13 protein-coding genes and 2 pseudogenes are annotated in these 16,454 nt (G+C 61.6%); 5 read left to right on the plus strand and 10 right to left on the minus strand.

Translation table 11 applies throughout. The features are described from left to right. The first annotated feature begins 54 nt into the window (after positions 1–54). Positions 55–1,101 (plus strand): patatin-like phospholipase family protein, encoded by a 1,047-nt coding sequence (locus PSAL_RS03970; RefSeq protein WP_119840237.1) that lies wholly within the window; start codon positions 55–57, stop codon positions 1,099–1,101. Positions 1,102–1,155: 54 nt separating this feature from the next. On the opposite strand, the gene PSAL_RS03975 is transcribed toward PSAL_RS03970, so the two are convergent. The 3 genes from PSAL_RS03975 to PSAL_RS03985 form a co-directional block, all read right to left on the minus strand. Further along, positions 1,156–1,869 (minus strand): DUF502 domain-containing protein, encoded by a 714-nt coding sequence (locus PSAL_RS03975; protein ID WP_119839985.1) that lies wholly within the window; start codon positions 1,867–1,869, stop codon positions 1,156–1,158. A 103-nt stretch (positions 1,870–1,972) separates the two neighbouring features. Then, positions 1,973–2,878 (minus strand): pseudouridine-5'-phosphate glycosidase, encoded by a 906-nt coding sequence (locus tag PSAL_RS03980; protein ID WP_119839986.1) that lies wholly within the window; start codon positions 2,876–2,878, stop codon positions 1,973–1,975. Positions 2,879–2,899: 21 nt separating this feature from the next. Further along, entirely contained in the window at positions 2,900–3,793 is an 894-nt protein-coding gene (locus tag PSAL_RS03985; RefSeq protein WP_119839987.1) for a PfkB family carbohydrate kinase, read from the minus strand. A gap of 335 nt (positions 3,794–4,128) precedes the next feature. On the opposite strand from PSAL_RS03985, the gene rpsB reads away from it, so the two are divergent. The 3 genes from rpsB to PSAL_RS04000 all read left to right on the plus strand — a co-directional run bounded on the left by rpsB (position 4,129) and on the right by PSAL_RS04000 (position 7,326). Continuing rightward, a complete protein-coding gene (gene rpsB, locus PSAL_RS03990) occupies positions 4,129–4,899 on the plus strand; it encodes a 30S ribosomal protein S2 (RefSeq protein ID WP_119839988.1) in 771 nt (256 codons plus the stop codon). A 96-nt stretch (positions 4,900–4,995) separates the two neighbouring features. Beyond that, entirely contained in the window at positions 4,996–5,871 is an 876-nt protein-coding gene (gene tsf, locus PSAL_RS03995) for a translation elongation factor Ts (protein ID WP_119839989.1), read from the plus strand. Between the two features lie 186 nt (positions 5,872–6,057). Then, on the plus strand, positions 6,058–7,326 hold the full coding sequence (locus tag PSAL_RS04000; RefSeq protein WP_119839990.1) for an MFS transporter: 1,269 nt from the start codon (positions 6,058–6,060) through the stop codon (positions 7,324–7,326). 425 nt (positions 7,327–7,751) lie between these two features. Here the strand turns inward: PSAL_RS04000 and PSAL_RS04005 are convergent, their stop codons facing one another. Continuing rightward, positions 7,752–8,507, minus strand: coding sequence for a helix-turn-helix transcriptional regulator (locus tag PSAL_RS04005; protein ID WP_119839991.1), 756 nt, complete (start codon positions 8,505–8,507; stop codon positions 7,752–7,754). Positions 8,508–9,545: 1,038 nt separating this feature from the next. Here PSAL_RS04005 and PSAL_RS04010 point away from each other — a divergent pair. Then, positions 9,546–10,646, plus strand: a pseudogene (locus PSAL_RS04010) (IS5 family transposase). Between the two features lie 113 nt (positions 10,647–10,759). Here PSAL_RS04010 and PSAL_RS04015 read toward each other — a convergent pair. The 6 genes and pseudogenes from PSAL_RS04015 to PSAL_RS04040 form a co-directional block, all read right to left on the minus strand. Then, positions 10,760–12,015: pseudogene (locus PSAL_RS04015) on the minus strand (IS256 family transposase). Between the two features lie 113 nt (positions 12,016–12,128). Further along, on the minus strand, positions 12,129–12,548 hold the full coding sequence (locus tag PSAL_RS04020; RefSeq protein WP_147407644.1) for a hypothetical protein: 420 nt from the start codon (positions 12,546–12,548) through the stop codon (positions 12,129–12,131). Continuing rightward, positions 12,548–12,934 carry a response regulator gene (locus tag PSAL_RS04025; protein ID WP_119839993.1) on the minus strand — a complete coding sequence of 129 codons (387 nt, stop codon included), beginning with the start codon at positions 12,932–12,934 and terminating at the stop codon, positions 12,548–12,550. Before PSAL_RS04025 ends, PSAL_RS04020 begins: the two co-directional genes overlap by 1 nt. Positions 12,935–12,938: 4 nt before the next feature. Then, on the minus strand, positions 12,939–13,775 hold the full coding sequence (locus PSAL_RS04030) for a CheR family methyltransferase (RefSeq protein ID WP_231388606.1): 837 nt from the start codon (positions 13,773–13,775) through the stop codon (positions 12,939–12,941). Positions 13,776–13,807: 32 nt separating this feature from the next. Next, a complete protein-coding gene (locus PSAL_RS04035; RefSeq protein ID WP_119839995.1) occupies positions 13,808–14,266 on the minus strand; it encodes a chemotaxis protein CheW in 459 nt (152 codons plus the stop codon). After that, the gene (locus tag PSAL_RS04040) at positions 14,259–16,451 is read right to left on the minus strand and encodes a chemotaxis protein CheA (protein ID WP_119839996.1); all 2,193 of its coding nucleotides are present in this window, start codon (positions 16,449–16,451) and stop codon (positions 14,259–14,261) included. Before PSAL_RS04040 ends, PSAL_RS04035 begins: the two co-directional genes overlap by 8 nt. Positions 16,452–16,454 lie beyond the last annotated feature (3 nt).

A 16,454-nucleotide genomic window follows, 5' to 3' on the forward strand; every position in this document is an offset into this window, starting at 1 on the left:
TCCAGCTCCTTTGCAAACATCGCTGAAGCACTTTGCAAACCCGGAGCGCAGACCATGGCCGAAACCAAACGGATCAACCTTGCCCTGCAGGGCGGCGGGGCCCATGGCGCCTATACCTGGGGTGTGCTGGACCGACTGCTGGAAGACGAGGGCCTGGAGGTGGCGGCGATCACCGGCACATCTGCCGGGGCGATGAATGCGGCGGCCTACAAGGCCGGTTGGGTCAAGGGCGGCCGGGACGGGGCGCGGGCCGAGCTCGACTGGTTCTGGCAGCAGATGGGTGCGGTCCGTGACGACAATATCTTCAGCTGGATGACCGCCGGGCTGCCGGCACCGGGGGCCGCGCAATTGGGCCGCTCGATGGAGATGTCCTATGCCGGCACCGTGTCGGACATGCTCAGCCTGGTGACCACGCCCTATGCGCTCGGGCCGTTTTATCGCAACCCGCTGCGCGCCATCGTCGAGCGTTTCGATTTCGAGGCGATCTGCGGCGGCGAGGGCCCCGAGCTGTTCATCTGCGCCACCAAGGTGCGGGACGGCAAGATCCGGGTCTTTGAAAAGGACGAGCTGACGACCGACGCGATCCTTGCCTCGGCCTGCCTGCCGACTGCCTTCCGCGCCATCGAGTTCTTCGATGCCCGGTCAGGCCGTGTCGAGGCCTTCTGGGACGGCGGCTTCAGCGGCAATCCCGCGCTTTTCCCGCTGTTTCACGGTGAACTGCCCGACGACGTGGTGATCGTGAACATCAACCCGCTGGAGCGCGATGAACTGCCGATGCTGCCCAACGAGATCCACAACCGGATCAACGAGATCAGCTTCAATTCCTCGCTCCTGCGGGAATTGCGCGCAGTGGAATACGTCCAGCGGCTGATCGCCGATGGCAAGGTGACCCAGAACGAAAAGAAACGGGTTTTCGTGCACATGATCTCTGACGATGACACGATGCTGGATCTCAGCATGGTGACCAAGACCTTCCCCAACGGTTATCTGTTGAATTCGCTGAAGGCCGCCGGTCGTGCCTCGGCAGAAAAATTTCTTGAGGCGCATCGCGATGACCTCGGCCACCGCTCCAGTGTGAACCTGGTCGAGATGTTCAACTAAGGGCGCCAGGCAGGCCCCCCGCGACATGGCGGGGAATGCCTGTTGTCTCGGGGGTTATTCAGCAGCCTTGTCGCTGACCTTGTCGCCGACCGGCAGCACCTGCGCCGTTTCGTCCCGTGACGGCGGATAGACCAGCCCGGCCGAGATCACCAGCTTGGCCGCGTCTTCGATCGTCATGTCGAGCGGGATCACGTCCTCTTCGGGGAAGTAGAGCAGAAAGCCGGATGTCGGGTTCGGTGTGGTCGGCACAAAGACCGACAGCAGCCGCGATGACGTCTGGGCCCGCAGATTGATTTCACCCTTCGCTTCGGTCGAGATGAAGCCGACGGCCCAGATGCCCTTGCGCGGATATTCCACCATGCAGGCCTGATCAAAGCTGCGGTCCTGCTGCGCAAAGACGGTTTCCGCGATCTGCTTGGCCCCGGAATAGACCGACCGGATAAAGGGCATCCGGTCCACGATGCTTTCGGCGTAGCGGATCAGCGACCGCCCGATCAGCCCCTTGGCGAGCCAGCCCACCATGATCGTGAAGATCAGGAAGATGATGATCCCGACGCCGCGCAGGTTGATGCCGATGTACTGCTCGGGCTGGAACCGCACCGGCACCAGCGGCAGGACAAAGCCATCGACCCATCCCAGAAGGGTCCAGAACAACCAGATCGTCAGGAAGACCGGCAGGATCACCACGATCCCCGTCAGGAAGGACGACCGCAGCCGGGCAAACAGGCCCGGTCGCTGCGGGTTGTGGTCTTGCAGGGGGTCGTTCATGTCCGGAACCGCTCATATCTCACGAAAAGGGAAGGTAGGCGCCTCGGGACGATCCGACAATGGCCGGACCGTTCTAATTCGCCGGACCTGACGGAACGCACAGTTATGCCGCGAGATGCCGGGCGATTTCCGCCGCCAGACGGGCATTGTTGCGCACCAGCGCAATATTGGTGACCAACGACCGCCCTTCGGTCAACTCGAAGATCCGCTGCAGCAGGAAGGGGGTGACCGCCTTGCCGCTGATCCCTTGTTCCTGAGCCTCGGTCAGAGCCTTGCCGATGATCGGCGTGATCTCGGATTTCGGGATCTCCTCGACCTCGGGGACCGGGTTGCCGACCAATTGGCCGCCAGGTAGCCCCAGAAGGGCACGCATCTTGTGGGACGCCGCGATCTCTGCGGCGCTGTTCATCGACAGGGGCGCGGTCAGGCCGGAATCGCGCGACCAGAAAGCAGGGAAGGCAGCCTGGCCATAGGCGATGACCGGCACGCCGTTGGTTTCCAGCACTTCCAGCGTCTTGGGGATGTCGAGGATCGCCTTGGCGCCGGCGGCGACCACGGTCACGGCTGTCTGCGCCAGTTCGGCCAGGTCGGCCGAGATGTCAAAGCTGTCTTCGGCCCCGCGGTGCACGCCGCCGATGCCGCCGGTGGCAAAGACCGAAATACCCGCCAGCCGCGCGGCGATCATCGTTGCGGCCACAGTGGTCGCCCCTGTGCCACCCTGCGCCATGCAGGCGGCCAGATCGGCGCGCGACAGCTTGGCCACGTCCTTGGCGCGGGCCAGCGCCTCAAGCTCCTCGGCTTCCAGCCCGGCATGCAGCTGGCCATCGATCACCGCCATCGTGGCCGGCACCGCCCCGGCAGCGCGGATGTCGTCTTCGACCATGCGCGCGGTCTCAAGGTTCTGCGGATAGGGCATCCCATGGGTGATGATGGTGCTTTCCAGCGCCACGACCGGCTTGCCGGCCTCTTGTGCGGCGATCAGTTCGGCGGATTTCTTGAGAGAGAACATGAGCAGGGGCCTTTCAGAACTTCACAGGGCGGTTTCGCCCGAAACGTAACGTGCAGCCGCCCGAAGCGCCCCAGACAGGGCCTCCTGCCGCGAAGCGCCTTCGGCTTCGGCAACGATATGGGCAGCCATGAATGTATCGCCCGCGCCGGTGACACGGGTCACCAGAACCTCGGGCGGGGGCAGGCTGATCAGCCCCTCGGGGCCGCCGTCGCAGGCGGGACGGGAACCATCGGTCACCAGCGCCCGCGACGCCCCACGGGCCAGCAACCCGGCTGCCGCCTCGGCGGAATCACTGAAATCGGCCTGACACAGCAGACCGGCTTCTTCCAGATTGACGTAAAGCAGTGCGCGCCCGTGGGCCAGAAAGGGCATCAGGCGTTCGGCCTTGCCGGGCGATGCGGGGGCCACACGCAGATCGGCGCGGGCAAAGGCGGGCGCGGCGGCGATTTCCTCCAGCAGGCTGCGGGTCAGGTTGCCATCCAGCGCCACCAACCCGTCGAAAGGCGCCTTGGCGTGGCCCAGCCGCCCATCGGTCAGCGGACGCAGGATCTTGGATCCGGCCGCTTCCAGGGAATGCGCATCTGCAATGGCCGCAATCAGCCCGTTTGCGCCCTCGACCGCCATGTAGCGATCCGTCGGCAGATCTTCGGAGCGATAAAGATGCGTGATATCCATCCCCAGTCCGGCACAGGCCGCGACCAGTTCATCCCCTTCGGGATCGCGCCCGATAGCGCCCAGCAGAACGGGACGCATGCCGAAATTCGCCAGGGTCATGGCAATGTTCATCGCCACGCCGCCGGGCAGGCGGGTGATCCGCCCCGGCACATCCGATCCCTGGCGCATATGGCTGGCCGAGCGTCCGATGATGTCCCAGAGCACCGCCCCGATGCAGAGAATGTCCTTGCGTGTCGTCATGCCGCCTTGTCGCCAGAGACCATCGCAAACGCAAGGGAAATAGAACGGCCCAGAGCCGCCCCGGCTCTCTCACCTGGCCGAAAATACTCCGGGGGGAGTCTCCGGCACGGAGACGGGGGGCAGGCCCCCTCTTTATATTCCGTTATCGCGGGAATGCGGGGTGATTACCCCCTTCTGCCCAAAACCTCTTGCCTTCCCTCCTCCCTCCCGCTAATGGACCGCCATTAAACCCGCAGGCGGGGTTCGGGCCAATGGGGGAGACATCCCCAAAGGTCCACCGGTTGAAGCATCCGCTTCTACCCCCGCCGAGGCGCAAACCGGAAAGGTAAACGACCATGGCTCTTCCCGAGTTCTCCATGCGTCAGCTGCTCGAAGCTGGCGTTCACTTTGGCCACCAGACGCAACGCTGGAACCCCCGCATGGGCGAGTTCATCTATGGCGCGCGTAACGGCATCCACATTCTTGACCTCACGCAGACCGTCCCGATGCTGGACCAGGCGCTGAACGTCATCCGCGACACCGTCGCCCGCGGCGGCCGTGTTCTCTTCGTCGGCACCAAGCGTCAGGCTGCCCAGCCCGTCGCCGATGCCGCAGAGCGATGCGCACAATACTACATGAACCACCGTTGGCTCGGCGGCACGCTGACCAACTGGAAGACCGTTTCCCAGTCGATCAACCGCCTGAAGGAAATTGACGAGAAGCTCGAAGGCGGCGCCGAAGGCCTGACCAAGAAAGAGCGTCTGGGCATGGAACGCGAACAGACCAAACTGCAGGCCTCGCTCGGCGGGATCCGCGAAATGGGCGGCGTGCCGGACCTGCTTTTCGTCATCGACGTCAAGAAAGAGCAGCTCGCCATCGCCGAAGCCAAGAAGCTGGGCATCCCGGTTGTCGCCATCGTCGACACCAACTGCTCGCCCGACGGCATCGACTTCATCATCCCCGGCAACGATGACGCGGCCCGTGCGATTTCGCTGTACTGCGATCTCGCCTCCCGCGCAGCCATCGACGGCATGACCGCCCAGCTGGGCGCGGCCGGCGTCGACATGGGTGAATTCGTTGACGTGGTCGAAGAAGAAGTCACCGCCGAAGCCCCCGCCGAGGCCTGAGCCCCGGCGCGCGCCCTTCGGGGCTGCGTTACAGAATTGTCACCGGCCGCGTGCTAGTCGCGGCCGGACCCCATTTCAGATGTAAGGAGATCCCCCATGGCGATCACTGCTGCACAGGTTAAAGAACTGCGCGAGATGACCGGCGCAGGCATGATGGATGCCAAGAAGGCGCTGACCGAAAACGACGGCGACACCGAAGCCGCCGTCGACTGGCTGCGCACCAAGGGCCTCGCCAAGGCGGCCAAGAAAGCCGGCCGTACCGCCGCCGAAGGCCTCGTTGCCGTCGCGGTCGAAGGTGGCAAGGGCGTCGCCGTGGAAGTGAACTCGGAAACCGACTTCGTCGGCAAGAACGCCGAATTCCAGGAAATGGTCGCTTCGATCGCCAAGGCCGCGCTCGGTGTTGCCGATGTCGACGCGCTGAAGACCACCGAGGTCAACGGCAAGCCGGTCGAGACCCTGATCACCGACAAGATCGCAACCATCGGCGAAAACATGACCCTGCGCCGGATGGCCTCCATCGAAGGCGATCAGGTCGTGTCCTACGTGCACAACGCGGTTGCGGATGGCATGGGCAAGATCGGTGTGCTGGTTGCGCTGAAAGGCGACAACGAAGCCTTCGGCAAGCAGGTCGCGATGCATATCGCCGCCGTCAACCCGGCCTCGCTCGGCGAAGCCGACCTGGACCAGGCGCTGGTCGAGCGCGAGCGTTCGGTTCTGACCGAGCAGGCCCGTGAATCCGGCAAGCCCGAGAACATCATCGAGAACATGATCAAGGGCCGGATGAAGAAGTTCCTGTCCGAAGTCACGCTTCTGGGGCAGTCCTTCGTCATCAACCCCGACCTGACGGTCGAGGCCGCGGCCAAGGAAGCCGGTGTCGAGATCGCCGGGTTCGTGCGTCTCGAAGTTGGTGAAGGCATCGAAAAGGTCCAGGAAGACTTCGCAGCCGAAGTCGCCAAGGCCGCCAAAGTCTGAGGCCGCGGGTTTCCCCGCGGGAACCGCATTTTCAGGACGATCGCGAAAGGGCCGGGCAATCGCCGGCCCTTTCTGCATTTCCGCCCCCTTTGCACCAAGCTGTCCCTTCCGGCCGGGCCAGGGCGACGATAGGGTTGACCGCGATCAGGCCGGGCCGCAGTCTCCGGTCGAAATGGCGGGGATCTCATGCAGTCGAAGCCTTTGCAGACCCTGTTTGCCGGCCCCTTGACCCGTTTCATCGCTGCCAGCGGTCTGACCAACCTGTCCGACGGGATTGCGACGCTGGCATGGGCCTGGATCGCGACGCTGCTGACCCGAGACCCTCTGCTGGTGGCGCTGATGCCGGTCGCGCTGCGCGTGCCCTGGGCCCTGGGGGCAATCCCGGCCGGGCTGATCACCGACCGCCATGACCGCCGCCGGTTGATCCTTATCGCCGATGGGCTGCGTTGCGGCTGTTTCGCCGTCGCCGCGGTGGCGATCCTTTGGGCGCTGCCGCTGAAGGCGGCGCCGGTCAGTGGCGTTTCTAACCCTGGTCTCTTCGCCCTGCTGATGCTGACCGCTCTGGTCATCGGCGGCGCCGAGGTGTTGCGTGACAACGCCGCACAGACGCTGGTGCCAAGCCTTGTACCCCCGGCGGCGCTGGAGCGTGCGAATGGCCGCCTCTGGAGCGTCGAGTTGATCGGAAATGCGCTTCTGGGGCCTTCGATAGGTGCTGTCTTGATCGCTGTCAGTCTGCCTTTACCCTTTGCCTTCAATGCGCTGGCCCTCGGTGTTGCGGTGCTGATCGTGTTGCGCATGAAGGTGCCGCCCCGCCAGTCGCAAGGGGGGCGGAACTGGCGCGCCGAAGTGGCCGAGGGGTTTTCGTTTCTCAAGGGGCAACCGGTCCTGCGCTTGTTGGCCTGGGTCACCGGTGTCTGGAACATGCTCCATCAAATGGTGGTCATCGCGCTGATACTGCATGTTCAGGAAAACCTCGGCCTCGGCCCGCGCGCCTATGGGCTGATCTTGGCAGCGGGGGCTTTGGGCGGAATCCTTGGCGGTTTCGTGGGGGACCGGGTCGTGCGGGCGATCGGGCGTGGACGCGGGGCGCAATGGACATTGCTGTTCTCGGCGCTGGCATTTCTGGCGCTGCCACTGGCACAAAGCGCGCTTGGTGTGGCGCTGATCCTCTTTGCCTTCGAATGCGCCGGGTTGATCTGGAACACCATCTCGGTCGCCTATCGCCAAAGGGCCATCCCGGATTCCCTTTTGGGCCGGGTCAATTCGCTCTACCGGCTTCTTGCCTGGGGAATGATGCCATTGGGCCTGGTCCTGTCGGGCTGGATCACCCGCGGTGCCGACAGGATCCTGCCGCGGGAACTGGCGCTCACCATGCCGTTTTTCATTGCGGCACTCGGCGCTGCCTGCCTGGTGGCTTTGGCTTGGCGCGCACTCGGCAGATCCTTTGAGGATTGAAGCGGGTGGCGGTGTCGGCCGGGACAACCGACACCGCCCAAGAACAGGAGCCCCCTGGTTTGGGGATGGAAGGGCCCGCGTTCGCAATGCCGGGCGACGAGCGGATCAATACGCCCGCCGACCGGCTTCCGGTTTCCCGGTCGACCTGTAGGGCCTTGTAATCACAAGGGTTCTGGTCGGTGTTCCATGGCCTAAATGCCACCACTCACGGAACATCCTCACCATGCGACCTGGAACCTGAGGTCGAAAGTAAGGGAATCCTTACCCAAGGTTAATTGGGGGCCAAAAAGTAAGGAATTCCTAACCTTTTGCGGAATTCTGAAGAGATTTGTTTGCTGAAGCGCCGCATTTTCCGGGCGAATTCGCCGCAGAAGTTCACGTTTTCAGGATTTTATCCGGGCAGCCTGCGCGACTCGGCCCTGATGTCACGCGTCCAGGACGTAGATCTGGTTTAGGAAGGCGGCCTTCAGAACCGCCTGAGCGGTGGTTTCGACGTTCAGAGTGACGCGGGCAAGCCGGAGGTGCTTTTCAACCGTGGCCGAGGTCAGCCCCATCAGAAGCGCGATATCCTGGGTGGTCTTGCCGTCCCCGACCCAATGGAGTGCTTCGCGCTGGCGCCGGGTCAATTCGCGCGAAAGGCCGGTGTAGGGCAGGGTGAGGATCTTGAGATGCGCGACATTGTTCATGATGACGATATCGCGGCCATTTTCGGCCCACATCGCGTCGATCTCGTCCTGATCGATTCCGGGACGGGCCGTCAGCGCAATAGCCCCCTTGGTGCGCGGAGAAATGGATTTGAAAGAGATCGAATATCCCACGGTGACATTCATTGATCGATTGAATTCGATCACCCGGCGTTCGCTTTCGGTCAATACGCCGTTGTTGGTCATTTCGCCCAGAATGCGCCAAGAACAGGCGCCTTCGTTCTCCAGTGCCCAGCGGACCATGGGGGCATGAAAATAAAGGCCTTTGCCAAGGAATGCTTCGCGATACTCAGCTTGATGATTGGTCAGAATCACGAAGTCTTCGGGATCCCCCAGAGATGTAGGGGTTCGATAACGGGTGAAACCGTAAAGAAGCCGGTCAAAGCCGTAATCAGCCATCTTGTCGCAATGAAGCGTCCAGAGTTCTTCGATGCTCTGGGCATTTGTCAGATGTTCGAGATAGTCACGACGCATCATTTCCCGGTCCCTCCCGCCGAGCTGGCCGGTTTCCTGACGCCGCAAGAGGGCAGGCGGCGCTGCAGAGTTTTCGCGGATTTCAGCATGTTCTTCACCGGAGGTTGTTTAACGCGTCAGGTGATTACTTGTCGAGCAAAAGGCTTCCCTCGCGGCAGTTTCAAGGAGATTTCCGGCGATTGCTTGCCAATGGATGATCCCCTCCACTCCCGTAAGGACATCACCAGGGCTGCCCAGACGGGCGAAAAGATCTTTTTCGACACCTCGTTGGTCCACAGTTGTTTCCCGTCTTGGCCTTTGAGACTGGTGGGAAAAGGGTAGGCATCGATGAAACATTCCCCGTGCGCATGTTGCCCGGAGTAGTTGTTAGATGTGGCTCCGGGCGCGCCGTCGGGCTCGGGTTGGCTCTTTTGGATACAGGCGTGGCTGAGAGGACCTCGCCTTTCTCCTGTAGCGTTGGTCTCACGGCCTTTGTAGTGGGGATGACAAGTGCGGCTCATGCGGTCCTGAGGGCGATGCGGAATAGGACTTCCGCAACTTGCCGGTCGAGGGCCCGCGTAATGTGGCGCTGCCTCAGTCGCTTCATGCAGTGCATCCCCTGACCGACGGGGTATTTCCATATGAACCTCTCTCTCGAGACGTTTCGTCTCGACGCCGCATGGTGGTGGTATTTCTTCCAGTTTCGCCAGATGGTGCGACCGAGGTTTTCCCCCGCGCAGTGCACTTCGTTGCGCGCATTTGTAATCGCTGTCGATGGTCTCCGGGCTTGGCGTTTTTTCTCGGCGGATTGACCGGAAGGCGCATTTTGATTGGTGCCTCGCGTGTAGGAAACCATGCGCTGCCGGACCGTGCCTTGTGTTGCGAAACCCGTGCGTATCGCAGGTGCTGACATCGGTGATGCAGCCCATCGGCTCAACCACCGGGAACTGGCGGAGAAGATTAGCAGATGGCTCTTGCACCAGACACGTCGCCTGGGGCGTTGTTGCATATCTCTGACGCCAGAGGATTCACTTCGCGAATCCATTCGGTTGCATGGGCTGCATGAGCAAGCCACCTCCCGCGCGCTATCGTACGACGAACTGGTCCAGCTACAACGCGTCACTGTGCAAGCGAGGGTCTCTGCTGATCTGGGTGGACAAGGATATGACCTGGCACGCGCCGCGTGGCGGGCGGCCGGGACGCCCGCCGGTCTTTTCCGATGCCGCTATCCGGTTCTGCCTGTCCACTGCCCGGCAGGGCGTTGCGCAGCAATGTCCCGAGAGGGGATCAAAATCCTTTTCAAGCTGCCGTTGCGCCAGGCCGCCGGGATGGTAGCCAGCCTGCTCCGGTTAGCGGAGCTGGACTGGCCCGTGCCGGGCTTCTCCACCTTGTGCCGCAGGCAGAAAACCCTGGCCGTGCAGATCCCCTATCGCCGTGCTGACGGGCCGTTGAACCTGCTCGTGCCCTCTCGGGATCATGCTGCGCATGACCCTGCCGGGTGACAGACAGCACCGGCATCAAGTTCCTCGGCGACGGCGAATGGCAGGCCCGCAAGCATGGCCCGCAGGGCCAACGGCAGTGGCGCAAGGTCCATCTGGCCATGGATCCGGCCACTTCGGACATCCGCGCCGTGGAATTTACCCTCAGCCGCGACGGCGACGGCCCCGTGCTGCCAGACCTGCTGAGCCAGATCCCGGCAGGCGAGCAGATTGGCACCGTCACCGCCCCCTCTCGGCAGATTGCTTTGCAATCGCTTGCCGGGCAATGGGTGGCGCCTATGACACGCGCCGCTGCCACAAGGCCATCATCGGGCGTGATGCTGTCCCGATCATTCCGATCCGCAGAAACGGACGTCTGTGGAAGGAGGACTGCCCGGCGGCATGCGTCCGGAAGAAACCCTGCGCGCCACCCGATACTATGGCCGGGCCTTCTGGAAACGCTGGACGGGCTATCACGCCCGAAGTCGGGTCGAAGCGAAACCTCCCGTGACATTGCTGCGCAATGCACTGCCGGTCACTGGATGCGCTGCCTGAAAGCCTTCGGCGAGCGCATCGCCGCGAGAGACCCCGACCGCCAGATCGCCGAAATCGAGGTGAGCTCCGCATCGCCCTCATGAACTGGTTCTCGGCCCTCGGCACTGCCGAGATCGAACGCGTGCCATGACGTCAGCGGGGTAAGGGGAATTCACGCCTCAAGCCGGAGATCTGCAAAAATGCCGACTGGAAGTGTCATGAGCTCTGTGTATCTGGTCTGGCTCATACGGGTTTCAGATACGGTCACGCATTGAAGCGGTCCTCGAACATTATGGCGAAATGGTTGCGTGCGGCAAACCATTTCCGGACATTTCGGTCTCCTTCCTCGAAGTTGCGGATTGCCAGGTAGATCAGCTTTGTGGCGGCGTCCTCGGTGGGGAACGATCCGCGCGTCTTGATGGACTTGCGGATCACCCGGTTCAGACTCTCGTTATGAATGAGGGACCAGCAGGGGGCAGGTCACATTCGTGGTGTAGATGATCTTGCGGATGGCCGGATCGAAGGCGAAGAACGGGATCACCTCCTGCCAGGCCCTGCGCCAAGCAGGGGCGATTGATGCATATTTGCCGGGCCATTTTTCTTCGAAGGCATCGAGTTCGGCGGCTGGCTGATCAACGGTCGGGGCGCTGTAAATACGCCTCAGGTCAGCGGCCACCTCTTTGAAATCCTTCCAGGCGCAGAAGTTCAGCGAGTGGCGCACGAGGTGGACAATGCAGGTTTGCACGGCCGTGCCCGGGAAGGCTGCGGTAATGGCGTCAAGGACGCCCTTCAGACCGTCCACGACCGCGATCAGGATGTCCTGCACCCCGCGGTTCTTCAGTTCCGTCATCACCGAGAGCCAGAATTTGGCACCCTCGTTGTCGGCGATCCAAAGACCAAGAACTTCGCGCATGCCTTCCCTGTTGACGTCAAGAGCGACGTAGACAGCCTTGTTCTTGACCATGCGGCTGTCAGCATCGCGGATCTTGACCCGCAGAGCGTCGAAAATGACGATGGGATACATCCAGTCCAGCGCGCGGCTCTGCCAGTCCCGGACTTCGTCCAGAACGGCATCTATGACGCGGCTGATCAGCTCGGGCGGCACTTGCAGGCCATAGACATCCTCGAGATGGGTGCGGATGTCACGAACCGTCAGACCGGCGGCGTAGAGGCCAATGATCTTGTCATCCATCCCATCGATCCGGGTCTGGCCCTTCTTCACCAGCTCAGGCTCGAAGCTGCCGTCGCGGTCGCGCGGCACGGCAATCGGCACCTCGACGTCCTGCCCCTTCAGCCGTTTGGAGGATGTGCCGTTGCGCCGGTTGGACTGATCGGCCGGAGCATCTTTGCCATCTTCATAGCCCAGGTGCGCGGTCAGCTCGGCACCCAGCATCCGCTCCATCAATTTGAACTTCAGCTCTTTCATCAAGCCGTCATCGCCAAGCAGATAGATCAGATAGATCATCAGGCCGCTCGCCGCCCTTCAGCAGTACGTCCAGCAGTTCCTTGGAAATCGTCATCGTCCTTGCTCTTCTCAGGAAGCATGGACCGGTTCCAGGTTACACGGAAGTCAGGACACTCTCGACTGACAATCCTCTAATGGCCCTTGGGATGTCGCGCTTCGATAAAGGGGCTACCACAGATCAGGTTCGCCGGCATCGGGCTCCACCTTCGGCTTGTCTCGGAGAATGGGTGGGCTGCCTTCCTTTGCGAAGCCCTGGATGCTGTCCTCCATATCCACCGAACTGGCCAGTGCTTCCCAGGTGATCGCGTCGGGATCGCTCCAATTCAGGTTCGGACCGACTTGGCTCAGCAAACCCTCGATGTCCTTCAAGGCCTGACGCATGTAGTCGATGCGCTGAAAGGTCACGAAGGCCTCTTCGCTCAAGGGGCTGCAGGAGCAGAGGCTGGAAGAAAGTGCTTCTTCCAGACCTGCAGTCAATCCTCGCAGCGAGCCGACCTGGGTTACAAGGACCGACACCATGCCCGGTGCCGTGATATCGACACGATCTGAGCCCGATACAGCACCCTGTTTTGGGGGATCTGCCAGCATCAGAGTCGTCCGACGACCGCCTCGATGCAGGCGCGCAGATCATTCGGCTCAAAGGGTTTTTTCAAGAAATTGTTCATTCCCAACTGTTTACCCTTGTCGATGATAGCCTTGTCGGCCTTACCTGTAATCAGGATAAACCCGACCCCCTTGGTCTTGGCGTTGGTCCTGAGGTGATGCAGCATTTGCAGCCCGTCCATACCGGGCATGTTGAAGTCCGAAATCACCAGGTGCACAGGGGCGGATTCCAAAGCTTTCAGCGCGGAAGGCCCATCTGATGTCGACGCAACATTTCGGATCCCGAATGCATCCAGCGCCTGGGTGATCAACCCGCGGCTCGTAGACATGTCATCCACAACCATGATTCTGATCTGGTCTCGCAGGGCCATGCAATCATTCCTTCCTGATGGCAGATGATCCGGACCCGGCCGCTTGATAGGCCGTCATTCCGTTTGGTTCGAATAGGTGTAGGGCTGAATCCGAGATCCGCTCGGAGTGGCCCAGAAAGATCCAGCCGTTGTTTGCGATCCGTTGCCGGAACCGGGGCCAGAGTGACGCCTGCGTGGCAGCGTCGAAATAGATCACGACATTGCGACAGAATATGGCGTCGAAGGCGCCCTTCATCGGCCATTCCCGAAGTAAATTCAGTTCCCGAAACCGGACAAGGCGACGGATGTCCGCATTGACGCGGAATTGCCCACCGTTGGCATGTTCCAGGTACTTCTTGCGCATGTCCTCCGGAATTCCTGAGATCTGCTGTTCAGAATAACAGGCGGCCTCGGCCTTCTCGAGGATCGCAGGATCGATATCCGTTCCAAGGATAAGGATGTCGCGGCTGACCAGTTCAGGCGCCGCTGAATGAAGACACATTGAAATGGAGTAGGGCTCCTGCCCACTTGAACAACCGGCGGACCAAATCCGTATTCTTTGACCATCGCGCGCCTTTTGAAGAAGCGTTGGTACGACCTTGGTCCGCAACATGTCAAAATGATGCGATTCCCGAAAGAAATGCGATACGTTGGTGGTCAATGCAGAGATCATGAGGCGACGTTCTGCGGTGCCTTCATTCGAGCAGACGAATTTGCAGTAGGTTTCGTAAGTCGGCTGTCCGGTTTCGAGCAGCCTTTTGCGCAGGCGCGATTGCACCATGGTCATCTTGCCTTCTGGCAGGATGAGGCCGGCTTCCTCTTTGGCGAGGGCGGCAATCGCAGCGAAGGACTTGTTGTCCATCGATTGCGCCGCAGTATCGGGTCCGGACGTCCTCATGCAGCTTCGTCACTGGTTGTGGGCACAACAGCGGCCAAGTCCAACACCCGGATCATCCGGTCGTCTATGACCGTAAGGGCGCGAACAACCGACATGTGCGGCTCGGACGAGATGTCCGGCGGGATCTGCAGATCGTCTTCGGTGATGGCGACAATATCGGACACAGCATCGACAAGCAGCCCGGTTAGCGTGCCCTGAAGCTTGACCACGATGATGACATTGCGGTCGTTGGTTTCCTGCGAAGCCAGGTTGAGGCGGCGTGCCAGATCCATGACCGGTAGGACCGTACCGCGCAGGTTGATGACGCCACGCATGAAGTCCGGAGCGTGAGGCATGGGTGTGGTCCGGGTCCAGCCGCGGATTTCGCGGACGGACATGATGTCGAGCGAATATTCCTGATCTGCCACTCGAAACGTAAGCAGCTCCAGGTCGTTGGTTTGTGCCTGATCACTCATTTGCGATCTTCCTTTCCGAGAGCATGAAATCCCCGCCGCGCGGGTTACCGACGCCTGCAATGATATCGGCCGGGTCAAGAATGAGGGCGATTTGTCCGTCACCCAGGATCGTGGCGGCGGCGATGCCGGGCGCCCGGTAGAAGCTGTCGTCAAGTCCCTTGATCACGACTTGTCGCTGATCCTGGATGCCGTCGATGACAAGAGCCGCCCGATTGCCGTCTTCGAGAGAGATCAGGAGGACGATCGCCCCGGCATCGGTCTTGCGCTGTGATCGGTAGCCAAGCATCACGCCGAGATCGTAGAGCGGAACGAAACCGCCACGGACACGGACGACATATGAGCCGGGGCGCAACATCTGAACGTCATCGGCACCGAGTGACAGAGTTTCCACCACCACGTTGAGCGGAAGCACCAAGGTTTCACCGGCGACGTTCACCACCATGCCATCGAGGACGGCGAGGGTGAGCGGGAGGGAGATGGAGAACGTCGTTCCCTTGCCCTTTTCCGACGTGATTGAGATCCGTCCGCCGAGGGACTGAATAGACGTCTTGACCACATCCATGCCGACGCCGCGGCCTGAAAGGCTGGATACCTGGCTGGCTGTCGAGAAGCCGGGCAGGAAGAGCAGGTTGTCGATTTCGGTATCTGATAGTTGAGCGTCCGGTGCGACAAGCCCCTTCTTCACCGCTACCTGAAAGACCTTTTCCCGATTGATCCCGGCGCCGTCGTCGGCGATCTCGATGATGACCCGGCCGGAACGGTGCGCCGCCGTGAGTGTGACGGTGCCGGCCTTTGGCTTGCCTGCGGCGGCTCTTTCGTCGGGGGTTTCAAGACCATGGTCGACTGAATTCCGGATCATGTGGGTCAATGGATCCGAAAGCCGTTCGATTACGGTCTTGTCGACCTCGGTGGCCTCGCCCTCTGTCAGAAGGCGGACCTCCTTCTCGACGGCGGCAGAGGATTCGCGAACGATCCGGGACATGCGCTGGAACAACGATTTCACCGGTTGGGCGCGGATCATCATCACGGAATCCTGGATGTCGCGGGTCAGCCGCTGGAATTCCTCCAACCCGTTCATCGCGTCGGAGTGTGGCGACAGGCCCGCCTCGTCGAGGCTTTGCGACAGCATGGCCTGGTTGATCACCAGTTCCCCGACAAGATTGACCAGGCGCTCGATCCGTTCGAGATCAACGCGGACAACGGATTTTGGGGCCGGCGCCGCGGCCTTCCTGGGCTCCGCATCGCCGCCGTCCTTGGAATTCTCGGCAGGGCCACGCTTCATTTCGACGACTTTGTCGGGCTTGGCGGCGGCCTCTGGTTCGGGCGCGGGAGTTGCATCGGGCGTGACGGGATCAGGCGCGGCGGTCTCGACAGGCGGGGTGTCATCGGGCGTGCCTTCGCCCTTTGGGGTCGGTCCATCGGGACCGCCGGTTACCTCCAGCATGCAGAGACCATCGACGAACTCGAAGATGTCGCGGATCTCGGGCTCTGCGGCTTCGGTCTCGAGGTCGATCAGCCATTCGATGTAGGTGGTTTCGGGCGCCAGACCGTCGAGATCGGGCAGATCCGTCGTGACGCAGTTGACCTGTGCCTCGCCGAGAGCGCAGAGGTTCTTCAGCAGCATCTGCGGTTCATTGCCGGTGGCAAACAGCTCTTGCTCGGGTTTGAACCTGATCGTGTAGCGGCCGGTTTCCGGTCCTGCATCCATATCTGGCAAGTCGAGAGAGAAGGCGACGCCAAGCGGCTGGAAATCGTCGGCCGAGGCTTCTTCTTCTTCCTCGATACCCTGTTCGCCCAGCAATTCGTCGAGGCGTGCAAGCAGTTCCTTGCTGGTCTCTTCGGGCAGCGGGGCTTCGTCGCGGCAGGCGCGTACCAGGTCCGAGACGTGATCAGCGGCGAGGAAGAACAGCTTCATCGCCTCGCTGTCGGGGTGCATGTTGCCGTTGCGGACCTCGTCCATGACGGTCTCGTAGCGATGCGCAAACCGAACCAGGGCTTCCAACCCAAAGGCACCGGCCCCCCCCTTGATCGAATGGACGGCGCGGAACACCACGTTGATCGTTTCGGGGTCTTCGGAACCATCATCCAGTTCCTGCAGGCCGTCCTGCAGCGCCTCAAGCAGTTCTTCGCATTCGATGAAGAACGAGGCGCGGATTTCTGCCATCGGGTCATTTTGATCGGACATCTG

It is taken from the genome of Pseudooceanicola algae (assembly GCF_003590145.2).
GTDB lineage: Bacteria > Pseudomonadota > Alphaproteobacteria > Rhodobacterales > Rhodobacteraceae > Pseudooceanicola > Pseudooceanicola algae.